Consider the following 12,114-nt stretch of genomic DNA (forward strand, 5'->3'; position numbering starts at 1 on the left):
TTTATCTTAGATTATATGCTGCATTTTAAGATAGCCGAGAAGGATTATCGCACCTATAGTGAAGAGTATCAGCACGCCCTTCATGGAAAGCTTCTTGACATTTATTTTCAATACAAAGAGTATTGAAATAAGTATCATAAAGCTATGGAAAACAAATGGAAAAATATTTCTCGGTATATTGTGCTGACCCATGAACAGCAGAGGAAGTATCATAGCAACTGTTGTAACAGGCAGACCCTTATATTCTTTTCTGTTCTCTGTTGTGTTTCTCTGACGCTCTTCCTCCATAACGTTGAAGTAGCCAAGTCTGATAACAGCGCCCAGAACTATCATAATGCTTGCGATAAGACGAAGCGGATAAACCGAGTTGTAGTGATAGCCTATGACAGCAGGGAAAACACCGAAGCAAACAAGGTCGCACAGTGAGTCGATCTGTATGCCGAACACCTTTTCATGCTCTGTTCTGTTTTTCATGCTTCTTGCTATCTTGCCGTCAAAAAGGTCGCAGATACCCGAAAGAAGCAGACATAGAAAGGCTATGGACATATGATTTTCAAAGACCTGTGTAATGCCGAACACTGACGAAACAAGTCCTATGTATGTGAGTATTACCGAATAATTATAAAAACCGATCATTTTTTCTTTTCCTCTCATTCTTTTTCGACTTCTTTTTTAACTTCCTGCGACCCCTCAAGACCATTCTTCTTATCATTCCTCATAACGATAAAGTGAGCCACGAACGTTACCAATGCGCTCATTATCAGCAGTAAATAGAAGCTGAGTCCACGGCTCAGTAGCATTGCAGGCTTTACAAGCTCTGCGGTGAAAATGCTCATGAACATATATGTGAAGCAGCCCTCTGTTACGCCTGCCGCACCAGGCAATGGCAGCATTTCAACTGCAACGCCTATCATAGTCTGAAGTGCGATAATATTCCAAAAACCTGTTCCGCTAAGGCCGTAGGACTTATACACTATCCATGTGACAGCCAGCAGGAACAGTCTCTGCACCAGTGTGATAAGAAAAATATTTATCACAGTGTGCACATTGCTCTTTATATATTCCGAACCGATCATGTAATTGTCGCAGATACGCTTTATTTTGTTTATGTATTTTTCGTTGTTCTTTTCTTTGAGTATCCTTATGCGTGTCAGAAGATTTATAAGCTTTATGCCCATTTTTCTCGCCCACAAAGGCTTATAGAAAATAAACACAAGCCCTGCGATATAGGCGATATTCAGTATAAAGCCGATAAGCAGAAGCCACCAAAGCCGTCCCACATGAAGCTTTATAAAGCCAAAGTTGAAAAGCAGGAACGCCACTGCAAGAAGCACCTGCACAGCCTTGAAAGCTATGGTTATGATAAGCATTATCAAGGTGGAAAAGCCTATCTTTATGCCGTCTTTCTTCATGTAATACATCTGCGCAGGCTGTCCGCCGGAAGCAGACGGCGTTATACAGCTAAAGAAAAAGCCTATAAACGAATATTTCAAACAACGCCCGAAAGGAGTTTTTACTTCAAAAAGCCTCAGCATATACTTTATTATGACCGACTCCCCTGCCACATAGCAGAACACGCACACAGCACCCACTGCAAGCCAGCTTTTCTTTGCAAGGTGAAGATCCGCCACTATGTCGGAAAATTCTTCTCCTCTGAAAAGCAGTCTGACTGTCAGCCAGCCTATGACCACAATAAAGAATATATTAAGAACATATTTCAGGTTCTTTTTTATTTTCATCATCTCCGAATTTTCAGCCTGTCCATTAAAAGGTCAGACCGTTTTTGTCCCACACATATTTTTTACAGAACGAATGCCATAAAGCACAGATTTACTATTATCTGCAAAATTGTAAATCTTATTACTACCTGAGTATCAGACCAGCCCTTGTTCTTTCTTGCATGGTCGTGAAGAGGAGTTCTTATGCCCTCCATAAAATTCTTTATTTTCAGGAAACGTCTGAAAGAAAGCTTGAGAAGTCCAAGTCCGCCGTCAAGTATGATAACTATAGCCATAGGGATAAATGCGAACGGTGCGGCAGTTTTCAAAAACATCACCGCAAGAAAAACGCCCAGCGCTCTTGAGCCTGCGTCACCCATGAGCATCTGGCTAGGCGAGCAGTTGAACCACAGATAAGCCGCAAGCGTCACAAACATTATCATAGGCAGAAGCATATCAGCTGCACCGCTCTTTGTCACCATAAGTGCAAGGGGCAGAAGAACTGTCATGACCAGCGAGCCGCATAGCCCGTCAACGCCGTCTGTACAGTTTGTAACGTTTATAGCCGTCCAAACGAGGACGCCTGCAAGGATAATGAACAGCGGCGCAGGGATAGTGAAAGTGGAATCTGTGATATAAAGCTTCACCTGCGAGCCGTTATAAAAATAGTATGTAAACGCAATGCCAAGAGATATAACAAGGTCGATAAGACCCTTTTTCAGGTTGCCCCAAGGAGTTTCAGCAGCATCATCAAAATATCCGCTGAGCATGGCGGCGTACACAAGCACGAGATAGATTATGTTCTCAATGTCAAGAGGATAAAAGAGTGCGGTGCAAAGTGTAAAAGAAGTCACGAAGATAATTCCTGCGCCACGAGGCTTGCCCTCAGAAAGTGCGCCGTTCACAGCGAACGCTCTGCCCTGATCTTTAGGCAAAATGCGTTTGAAGAATTTCAGGCTGAAAAAAGCAATAAGAAAACTGCACAGCATTGGCACAAGTAGCACCAATGTAGTATTATTAGTCTTAGCCAAAAGGTTATAAAACATTGTCATCGTCCTTTTCTGTTTCAATTCATACATATACTATTATATTATACAACATAGCTGTGCAAAATGCAAATATTATTATCCGTCATTTTGCACAATTTTTTCTTAATGGTTTCTTAACGTGGATTAGGCTAGGGATTTTTTAGGGTGAGGGTTGAACACTTTGACCTTTTGTGTTATAATTATCTCATTAAGGAGGCATTTTTATGGCAATAAAAGACAAAGTGCTGGAACTTCTCGACGATAACAAGGGCAAATATCTTTCAGGCGAACAGCTTGCTGACACTCTTGGCTGCACACGAGGGGCTGTTTGGAAAGCTGTGAAAGCTTTGCAGGAAAACGGCTACCCTATCTCTGCGGTGACGAACAAGGGCTATTCACTTGACGAAAACACCGATATCCTTTCCCTTGCAGGCATAAAAAAATATCTTGACCCTGACCGTCAGGGGCTTGAAATAGAGGTGTATAAGGAAGTAACTTCCACTAATCTGGTACTCAAAGACTATGCAAATCAGGGTGTGCCCGAGGGCAGGATAGTCATTGCAGGTATGCAGACCCAGGGGCGTGGAAGGCTTGGACGTTCTTTCTTTTCTCCCTCTGATTCGGGACTTTACATGAGCATTCTTCTCCGCCCTGACATGGCTGCGGCTGACGCTGTTAAGATAACCACTGCCGCTGCGGTGTCTGTTGCCCTTGCAGTGGAAAAGGTCAGCGATCAGAAGCCTGACATAAAATGGGTGAACGACATTTACATAAATGGCAGAAAGATATGCGGAATACTCACGGAGGCTTCTTTCAGCATGGAAAGCGGCGGACTTGACTACGCTGTGCTTGGTATCGGTGTGAACACCTACGAGCCGGAAGGCGGTTTTCCTGAGGCAATAAGAGACATCGCAGGACCGATATTCCACGAAAGAAAAAGCGATATGCGAAACAGGATAGCCGCAGAGATAATAAACAATTTCATGCGTCTTTATGACAGCTTTGAAGAAAACAGCTTTTACCCAGAATACAGAAAACGCTTGCTGTGGGTAGGTGAGAAGATAAACGTCATAAGAGGAAGCGAAAAAACTCCTGCCACAATGCTTGGGGCTGATGAGGACTGTCGCCTGCACGTCAGATATGAGGACGGCAGAGAAGAATATATTTCCTCGGGAGAGATAAGTATTCGCAAGGCTTAACATAGTATACGAAATGTTAGGTATATCTAACGAAACAAACGTCTATGATTTTTTATAATTAATTCAGTTTATCAAATAGTATCAGTAGGTCGAGTCATTGAGAAATGGCTCGATTTTTTATGCATTATAACTATATAAACGTTTTCGTTTATGTGTATTTCTACAAGTTAGTCAATGCTTATTCTAATTATATATAGCCCATGTAAATAAAAACATTATTCATTTTGTGTCATATAGTATATAATTATAGTTGACAGTATGTCTTGATTATTGACTTTGTAATCAAATTTAACTTTAATTATATGGAGGAAATTTTATGACAAAAGAATTTGATTATTCACCGATCGACAAAATTCTTGAAAATCATGAAAAAACAGCGGTCATAGCCATATTGCAGGATATTCAGGAGATATATCACTATCTTCCAAAGGAAATATTCCCATATCTTGCAAAAAAGCTTGGCACAGGCGAAGCAAGAATATATAGCGTTGCGACCTTTTATGAGAATTTTTCTCTCGAACCAAAGGGCAAATACGTTATCAAATGTTGTGACGGCACTGCCTGTCATGTAAGAAAATCTATACCTATTCTCGAATATCTCAGAGGAGAGCTTGGTCTTAGCGAGAAGAAAACCACCACTGACGACCTGATGTTCACAGTGGAAACTGTCTCATGTCTTGGTGCTTGTGGACTTGCCCCTGTTCTCACTGTGAATGATGTTGTTCACCCTGAGATGAATCCTGACAAGGCTGCGGCTCTGCTTAAGGAACTGAGAGAAAAGGAGGCTGAATAATATGCTGCTGAAAACGAAATACGATCTTGACAACGCTCGTGAACAGTATGGTAAGCTTGTTGACAAGCAGGCTAGAAAAGTGCTTGTTTGCGCAGGTACAGGCTGTGTTGCAGGCGGTTCGCTGAACATATACCAGAAGCTTATCGAAACTATCTCCGCAAAGGGATTGGAGTGCGTGGTGGCACTTGCTGACGAGCCACATGATGATGATATCCACGATGGCGCTATCGGCGTAAAAAGAAGCGGCTGTCACGGCTTCTGCGAAATGGGTCCACTTGTTAGAATAGAGCCGGAGGGCTGGCTTTACACTAAGGTAAAGCTTGACGATGTTGACGAGATAGTTGACAAGACTATCTGCAATGGCGAGTGCGTTGAAAGACTGTGCTACAAGAAAAACGGTGAGATATATCGCCAGCAGTCAGAAATACCATTCTATAAGATGCAGCAGCGTATCGTTCTTGAACACTGCGGCCACATTGACGCTACTTCCATAAAGGAATATCTTGCTATAGGCGGCTATAGAGCTTTTGAAAAGGCACTTCTCGATATGTCCCCTGAGGATATCCTCAACGAAATGACAGAATCTAATCTTCGTGGACGTGGAGGCGGAGGATTCCCTCTTGGCAGAAAGTGGACAAGCGTTGCAAAGCAGAAAAGCCCTACAAAATACATAGTCTGCAATGGTGACGAGGGCGACCCTGGCGCATTTATGGATCGTTCTATCATGGAGGGCGACCCACACAGACTTCTTGAAGGCATGATGATAGCCGGTATCGCAACAGGCGCAAAAGAGGGATATATCTACGTTCGTGCGGAATATCCGCTTGCAGTATCACGTCTTAAAGGTGCTATCGCACAGGCTGAGCAGTTTGGTCTGCTTGGTGACAATATACTCGGCACAGATTACTCATTCAGAATACATATAAACCGTGGTGCAGGCGCATTTGTTTGCGGTGAAGGCTCTGCCCTGACGGCTTCTATCGAGGGCAAGCGTGGTATGCCTAGAGTTAAGCCGCCAAGAACTGTTGAACATGGTCTTTTCAACGAGCCTACAGTTCTCAACAACGTTGAAACGCTGGCTAACGTGCCTGTTATCATCAACAACGGTGCAAAATGGTTCAGGAGCATAGGCCCTGAGAACTCCCCTGGAACAAAGGCTTTCGCTCTTACGGGAAACATCTCGAACACCGGTCTTATTGAAGTGCCAATGGGAACTTCTCTCAGAAAGGTAATTTTCGATATCGGCGGCGGCATGAGAGGCGACGGAAAGTTCAAGGCTGTTCAGATAGGCGGTCCGTCAGGCGGCTGTCTTGTTACACCTAACCTCGATATCCAGCTTGACTTTGACTCGCTGAAAAAAGTCGGTGCTATGATTGGCTCAGGCGGACTTGTTGTTATGGACGATAAGTCCTGCATGGTAGAAGTTGCAAGATTTTTCATGAACTTCACTCAGAACGAGTCCTGCGGAAAGTGCGTTCCGTGCCGTGAGGGTACAAAGAGAATGCTTGAGATACTTGAGCGTATCGTAAATGGTAACGGTCAGGAGGGGGATATCGAACTGCTTCTTGAGCTTGCCGACACTATCTCCTCAACTGCTCTCTGCGGTCTTGGAAAGACGGCTGCATTCCCTGTTGTATCTACAATAAAGAACTTCCGTGAGGAATATGAAGCTCACATAAGAGATAAGAAGTGTCCATCAGGCAACTGCAAGAAGCTTGTGACATATCAGATCGACCCTGAGATATGCAAGGGCTGTTCAAAGTGTTCAAGAGTCTGTCCTGTGGGTGCGATCAGCGGCGAGATCAAAAAGCCGTTCAAGATCGACACCTCTAAGTGCATAAAGTGCGGAGCTTGTATTTCCAACTGCCATTTCAAAGCTGTCAAGGAGGTTTAATTTTAGCTATGAATAAAGAGTTTATGATAATCGACAATATCCCCGTTGCTATAAACGGTGAAAAAAATCTGCTTGAGCTTATCAGAAAGGCAGGCATCGAGCTTCCTACATTCTGTTACTATTCTGAGCTTTCAGTATACGGTGCTTGCAGAATGTGCATGGTGGAAAACAAGTGGGGTGGCATGGAAGCCGCTTGCTCAACTCCTCCGAGAAACGGTATGGAGATATACACAAACACACCAAGGCTGAGAAAATACCGCAAGATGATATTGGAGCTTCTTCTTTCAAACCACTGCGGCGAATGTACGACCTGCGATAAAAACGGCAAATGCAAATTGCAGGAGCTTGCCGCAAGATTTGATATCCACAGGGTACGTTTTGACAATCCAAAGTCCAAGCCTTGTATCGATGATTCTTCTGTATCTATAACCAGGGACGCCAACAAGTGTATCCTCTGCGGTGACTGTGTAAGAGTGTGCAACGAAGTACAGAACGTTGGTGCAATAGATTTTGCATTCAGAGGTTCAAAAATGAAGGTAGCCTGCTCATTTGACAAGCCTATAGGCGATTCAAACTGCGTTGGCTGCGGTCAGTGTGCGGCAGTCTGTCCAACAGGCGCTATAATCATAAAGAACGACAGCCACAGGCTTTGGAAAGAGCTTAATCAGGAGGACACTATTGCAGTGGCTCAGGTAGCTCCGGCTGTAAGAGTTGCAGTGGCAAAAGAGTTCGGTTACAACGGTGAGAACGTTATGGGCAAGATAGTTGCAGCACTTAGAAGAATAGGCTTCAACTACATTTTTGACACATCTACAGCCGCAGACCTCACTGTTATGGAGGAGTCAAAGGAGTTTGCAGACAGGCTTGCAAACGGCGGAAAGCTCCCGCTGTTCACATCATGCTGTCCTGCATGGATAAAGTATGCTGAGAACGAGTATCCTGAGATACTGCCTAACATTTCCACTTGCCGCTCACCAATGCAGATGTTTGCTTCCGTAATAAACGAGAAGTTCAAGGGCGAGGGCAAGAAGATACTTTCTGTTGCTGTTATGCCTTGCACTGCCAAAAAGGGCGAAGCCGCAAGAGATGAGTTCAAGGACGAGAACGGCAAACCGTTGGTTGATTTTGTCATCACAACTCAGGAGCTTATCATGATGATAAAAGAAGCCGGTATTGTGTTCAACGAGATAGAGCCGGAAGCTGTTGATATGCCGTTCGGCACTATGACAGGCGCAGGTGTTATCTTCGGTGTAACAGGCGGTGTAACAGAAGCAGTTATCAGACGTGTTTCCACAGACAAGTCACTCGCTTCCCTGAGAAATCTTGCATTCGAGGGCGTAAGAGGCTTCGAGGGCATAAAGGAGCTTGAAGTACCTCTTGGCGACAAGGCTATCAAGGTCTGCGTTGTAAACGGACTTCGCAATGTTGAGGTCATAATGAACAGAATGAAAGCTGGCGAGCATTTCGACCTTATCGAAGTTATGGCTTGTCCAAACGGCTGTATAGGCGGCGCAGGTCAGCCAAAGGCTACTATCGACGAAAAGAAAGAGCGCAGTGTTAATCTTTACAATGCTGACAAGCTTTGCACTTTGAAGCGTTCAGAAGAAAATCCGCTTATGGATAAGCTTTACGAGGGTATCCTCAAGGGCAGAGAGCATGAACTGCTTCATGTAAGCTATGTAAAATAACAAAATAGCATAAATAGCGAAAGGCTGCACGAAATTGTGCAGCCTTTTTTTGTGTCGAAAAACTATAATAAAGGGGCGACCTGAGGTCGCCCCTACATATGAACAGCGTATTTACATAAATTGTAGGGGACGGCGCCCTCGACGTCCCGCTTATTTAGGACGTTGTCAATAAGCTCAAGTTTGTACGAAATGTGCAGCCTTTTTTGTACGGACTATTTTATTATGATATGTCCTCCACCTTGACAGCTCTCTTTTCATTTCTGTAGTTGACTACCTCTCCAAAAGTGCAGTATATAACAGAGAACACAGGAACAGCGATGAACATTCCGAATATGCCGAAGAGGTTTCCGCCTATGGTGATAGCGAAAAGTGTCCATAGCGACGGCAGACCAACCGAGTTTCCTACCACCTTTGGATAGATAAGATTGCCCTCAATAGCCTGAATAATGAACATGAACAACAAAAACAGCACAGCCTGCTTGAAATCCGTCACGCATATAAGCAGGAAGCCCACCACATAGCCAAGAAAAGCTCCCACAATAGGGATAAGTGCAGTGCAGGCAACGAGTATGGCAATAAGCACCGCATTCGGGAAACGGAAGATAGCCATACCAATACCGCAAAGGGAGCCGAGGATAAGGGCTTCCGTGGTCTGACCCACAAGAAAGTTCGCAAAAGTGTCGATAGAGCGACGGCATATACGGCTTATGCGGTCGGTGATACGATTGCTGAGAAAAGCACAGCTTATGCGCTTGCACAGGTCTTTGAGCCGCTCTTTTGCGGCAAGCATATAGACCGCAAAGCAGATTCCCAAGAAGAAGTTCACAAGACCTGAGAAAAGATCTGTCACAAAGCTTACTGTTGAACTGAGTGTGTTCAAGATCACAACGCCGTCTTTCAGCCAGCTTGTAACCTTATCGATAATATCAGCAGTGCTTATATTCATTCTGTCAAGCCACCCTGCTATCTCAGGGGAATTGTTGAGCTTGTTGGAAATATTTGAAATAAGTACAGGAATATCGTCAGAAAGCTGAGAGAAAGTCTTTATGAGCGCAGGGATAATAAGCCAGCACACAAGTGCCACAACGCCTAGGCAAAGCAGAAAGGTCAGCACTATCGAGCATGGTCTTTTCAGCGTTTCCACAGTTTTGGCATATTTCTCTTTTTTAGGCTTCTTAAAAAGCCTTTTTTCAATGCCTGACATTGGCACATTCAGGATAAATGCGATTATACAGCCAAATATAACAGGCTTCAAGACCCCGATCATTACGCCCAGAAGTCTAAAAAATTTATCATAGTTGGTCAATCCCCAAAAAAGCACTACGCCAAGAACCACAAGGGCTGCATTTTCTTTGAATTTTTTTGTAAATTTCATTAGTTTCTCCTTACAAAAACGAGCTGTACAGCCTTTGCCGTACAGCTCTCAAATCGCTTAGAAATTAGTGTTAAGGCTGAGATACTGTCCGCTCTGATAGAGATAGATCAGATATACCACAGACGCATAGATAGTTACAACAAGCACCACCAATGTTGTAAATGCGGCGAGAATGTTCAGTATCGGGATAAACGCCACAACAAGGCACACTGCCATGACAATAAGGCAGGTCTTGTTTACATTCCACACATGGTCGCCCTTGTTTGCAAGGCCGTAGTTCTTCACGTCCCTCAGCAGGTCGCCTGTTGATTTGCAGATATAGTAAAGCACCGCTATGTTCATTACATTGCCAGCAAAACTCAGAACACTTGATATCGCATTATTGTCAATAAATGTGTCAACTATTGAAAAGATAAGATCAGCCACTGTGAAAACAAGAGCTGTCTGATAACCATTATGGTCTTTTGAAGCTTCAAGTATTCCCCATACGTTGAAAATAGTTGCGGCTACGGTACAAGTCATCAAAAGAAGTGCGCCTATCCCAGGTATAAAAGCAAGCGGAACTCCTATAACACCTATGATCTTTGCCAGAAACACCTTTTTGATACCGCTTGCGGCATTTGGATATTTTACCATTTTATTACCCCCTATATTTCGATTTCTTAATCAAGTTCGATATTCATTATCGGCTGTGAAACGTCTGCGCCGGCAGGTACCATTGGAAGAACGTTTATATCCTTGTTGATGATAACGTCCACAAGGCAAGGCTTACCGCATTTGAGTGCCTTTTCAAGCATCGGCTTTATCTCGGATTTCTTTGTTATCCTTATGCCCTCAACGCCAAATGCGTCAGCAAGCTTCATAAGGTCTGTTCCTCTTTCGATATTCGTCTGAGAAAATCTCTTGCCGTAGAAAAGTCTTTGCCACTGTCTTACCATTCCGAGAACGTCGTTTTCGAAAACAAGCTCAACAAGCGGTATCTTATGCTTTGCAAGTGAAGAAAGCTCGTTGCAGTTCATGAAGAAGCTTCCGTCGCCTGCGATGTTTACTACTGTTCTGTCAGGGTTGCCCACCTTTGCGCCCATTCCTGCGCCAAAGCCGTAGCCCATTGTACCAAGTCCGCCGCTTGAAGCAAAGCTTCTTGGACACTTGAAGTTATAATACTGTGCAGCCCACATCTGGTGCTGACCGACTTCTGTGGCGATGATAGCCTTGCCGTCTGTAAGTCTGTCAAGCTCCTCGATAACGTCCTGCGGAAGCACCTCGTCCTCGCTCTCGATAGGCACCATTCTCAGTGCATACTGCTTTTTCCAATCCATAACAGTATTCATCCAAGCCTCGTGCTTCATATCAGGAAGCAGCTCGCAAAGCTTTGCAAGGATATACTTAACGTCTCCAGTAACATGGCTGTAAACGTCGATATTCTTGCCTATCTCGGCAGGGTCTATATCAATATGTATGATCTTCTTATCCTTTGCAAATGTCTTAGCGTTGCAAAGAACTCTGTCGGAAAATCTTGATCCAAGAACTATCATAAGGTCACATTCGCTGAGCGTCATAGCGGCTGTCTTTGTGCCGTGCATACCAAGCATACCGATATAGCAGTCCTTAGTATTGTCAAGTGCGCACTGACCCATAAGTGACAATGAAACAGGTGCGTCCACTTTTCTTACGAACTCAGCCATTTCTTCTGTTGCGTCAGCAGAAACAACTCCGCCGCCTGCGTAGATAAAAGGCTTCTCAGCATTCTTTATAAGCTCTGCCGCAGCAGCTATCTCCTCGTTTATGCCCTCAGGATTATGATTTACTACCTTCTTAGGCTCTTTCTTCTCATAGACCACAAGTGCGCCTGTGATATCCTTTGGTATATCTATAAGAACAGGACCCTTTCTGCCCTCGTTTGCAATATAGAAAGCTTCTCTGATAATATCAGCAAGCTCCGCAGGATCTTTCACAATGTAGTTATGCTTTGTGATAGGCATTGTTATCCCGCAGATATCTACCTCCTGAAAAGAGTCAAGACCAAGCAGATCTCTTGTTACGTTTCCTGTGATAGCCACCATAGGGATAGAATCCATATAAGCTGTGGCGATACCTGTTACAAGGTTCGTAGCACCCGGACCTGAAGTTGCGATAACAACGCCCGTTCTGCCTGTTGTTCTTGAATATCCGTCAGCCGCATGGCAGGCAGCCTGCTCATGGGCGGTGATAACATGGTGTATCTTATCAGAATATTTATACAGCGAGTCATATATGTTTAGAACTGCTCCGCCCGGATAGCCGAACACTGTATCGACGCCCTGCTCCAGCAAACATTCAATTATAACGTCTGAGCCACGTAACTCTTTCAACATTTTTTATTTCCTCCAAATTACAAAATACATCTAAAATCATAAAAATATATCAATATATGATTATA

The 12,114-nt window shown here is 44.0% G+C and carries 10 protein-coding genes; 4 read left to right on the forward strand and 6 right to left on the reverse strand.

The window, feature by feature from the left end; all coding sequences use genetic code 11:
* Positions 1 to 6 precede the first annotated feature (6 nt).
* Genes DW015_RS10770 through DW015_RS10780 form a run of 3 tightly spaced genes read right to left on the reverse strand, consistent with a single transcriptional unit; the run spans position 7 to position 2,797 of the window.
* Positions 7 to 636, reverse strand: coding sequence for a CDP-alcohol phosphatidyltransferase family protein (locus DW015_RS10770; RefSeq protein WP_022288453.1), 630 nt, complete (start codon positions 634 to 636; stop codon positions 7 to 9).
* 14 nt (positions 637 to 650) lie between these two features.
* The gene (locus DW015_RS10775; RefSeq protein WP_242992044.1) at positions 651 to 1,742 is read right to left on the reverse strand and encodes a lysylphosphatidylglycerol synthase transmembrane domain-containing protein; all 1,092 of its coding nucleotides are present in this window, start codon (positions 1,740 to 1,742) and stop codon (positions 651 to 653) included.
* 59 nt (positions 1,743 to 1,801) lie between these two features.
* Complete coding sequence (locus tag DW015_RS10780; RefSeq protein WP_242993272.1) at positions 1,802 to 2,797, reverse strand: phospho-N-acetylmuramoyl-pentapeptide-transferase; 996 nt, start codon at positions 2,795 to 2,797, stop codon at positions 1,802 to 1,804.
* A 173-nt stretch (positions 2,798 to 2,970) separates the two neighbouring features.
* Between DW015_RS10780 and DW015_RS10785 the strand changes: the two genes are divergently transcribed.
* From DW015_RS10785 to DW015_RS10800, 4 genes are all read left to right on the forward strand, one after another.
* On the forward strand, positions 2,971 to 3,945 hold the full coding sequence (locus tag DW015_RS10785; RefSeq protein WP_117905640.1) for a biotin--[acetyl-CoA-carboxylase] ligase: 975 nt from the start codon (positions 2,971 to 2,973) through the stop codon (positions 3,943 to 3,945).
* 316 nt (positions 3,946 to 4,261) lie between these two features.
* Positions 4,262 to 4,738 carry an NAD(P)H-dependent oxidoreductase subunit E gene (locus tag DW015_RS10790; protein WP_022288457.1) on the forward strand — a complete coding sequence of 159 codons (477 nt, stop codon included), beginning with the start codon at positions 4,262 to 4,264 and terminating at the stop codon, positions 4,736 to 4,738.
* Position 4,739: 1 nt separating this feature from the next.
* A complete protein-coding gene (nuoF, locus tag DW015_RS10795; protein WP_022288458.1) occupies positions 4,740 to 6,632 on the forward strand; it encodes an NADH-quinone oxidoreductase subunit NuoF in 1,893 nt (630 codons plus the stop codon).
* 8 nt (positions 6,633 to 6,640) lie between these two features.
* On the forward strand, positions 6,641 to 8,320 hold the full coding sequence (locus DW015_RS10800) for a [FeFe] hydrogenase, group A (protein ID WP_038670850.1): 1,680 nt from the start codon (positions 6,641 to 6,643) through the stop codon (positions 8,318 to 8,320).
* 220 nt (positions 8,321 to 8,540) lie between these two features.
* Here DW015_RS10800 and DW015_RS10805 read toward each other — a convergent pair whose 3' ends face one another.
* Genes DW015_RS10805 through ilvB form a run of 3 tightly spaced genes read right to left on the reverse strand, consistent with a single transcriptional unit; the run spans position 8,541 to position 12,049 of the window.
* Entirely contained in the window at positions 8,541 to 9,695 is a 1,155-nt protein-coding gene (locus DW015_RS10805; RefSeq protein WP_117905641.1) for an AI-2E family transporter, read from the reverse strand.
* 57 nt (positions 9,696 to 9,752) lie between these two features.
* A complete protein-coding gene (locus tag DW015_RS10810; protein WP_022288461.1) occupies positions 9,753 to 10,331 on the reverse strand; it encodes a hypothetical protein in 579 nt (192 codons plus the stop codon).
* A 26-nt stretch (positions 10,332 to 10,357) separates the two neighbouring features.
* Entirely contained in the window at positions 10,358 to 12,049 is a 1,692-nt protein-coding gene (ilvB, locus tag DW015_RS10815) for a biosynthetic-type acetolactate synthase large subunit (RefSeq protein ID WP_117905642.1), read from the reverse strand.
* Positions 12,050 to 12,114: the final 65 nt, after the last annotated feature.

Origin of the sequence: Ruminococcus sp. AF37-20, assembly GCF_003460465.1 — a bacterium.
GTDB classification, from domain to species: Bacteria; Bacillota; Clostridia; order Oscillospirales; family Ruminococcaceae; genus Hominimerdicola; species Hominimerdicola aceti.

Coding starts and splice junctions, on each gene's coding strand:
- DW015_RS10790 (WP_022288457.1), top strand. CDS start 4,262: ATGACAAAAGAATTTGATTATTCACCGATCGACAAAATTCTTGAAAAT.
- DW015_RS10785 (WP_117905640.1), top strand. CDS start 2,971: ATGGCAATAAAAGACAAAGTGCTGGAACTTCTCGACGATAACAAGGGC.
- DW015_RS10775 (WP_242992044.1), bottom strand. CDS start 1,742: ATGATGAAAATAAAAAAGAACCTGAAATATGTTCTTAATATATTCTTT.
- nuoF (WP_022288458.1), top strand. CDS start 4,740: ATGCTGCTGAAAACGAAATACGATCTTGACAACGCTCGTGAACAGTAT.
- DW015_RS10780 (WP_242993272.1), bottom strand. CDS start 2,797: ATGTATGAATTGAAACAGAAAAGGACGATGACAATGTTTTATAACCTT.
- DW015_RS10800 (WP_038670850.1), top strand. CDS start 6,641: ATGAATAAAGAGTTTATGATAATCGACAATATCCCCGTTGCTATAAAC.
- ilvB (WP_117905642.1), bottom strand. CDS start 12,049: ATGTTGAAAGAGTTACGTGGCTCAGACGTTATAATTGAATGTTTGCTG.
- DW015_RS10770 (WP_022288453.1), bottom strand. CDS start 636: ATGATCGGTTTTTATAATTATTCGGTAATACTCACATACATAGGACTT.
- DW015_RS10805 (WP_117905641.1), bottom strand. CDS start 9,695: ATGAAATTTACAAAAAAATTCAAAGAAAATGCAGCCCTTGTGGTTCTT.
- DW015_RS10810 (WP_022288461.1), bottom strand. CDS start 10,331: ATGGTAAAATATCCAAATGCCGCAAGCGGTATCAAAAAGGTGTTTCTG.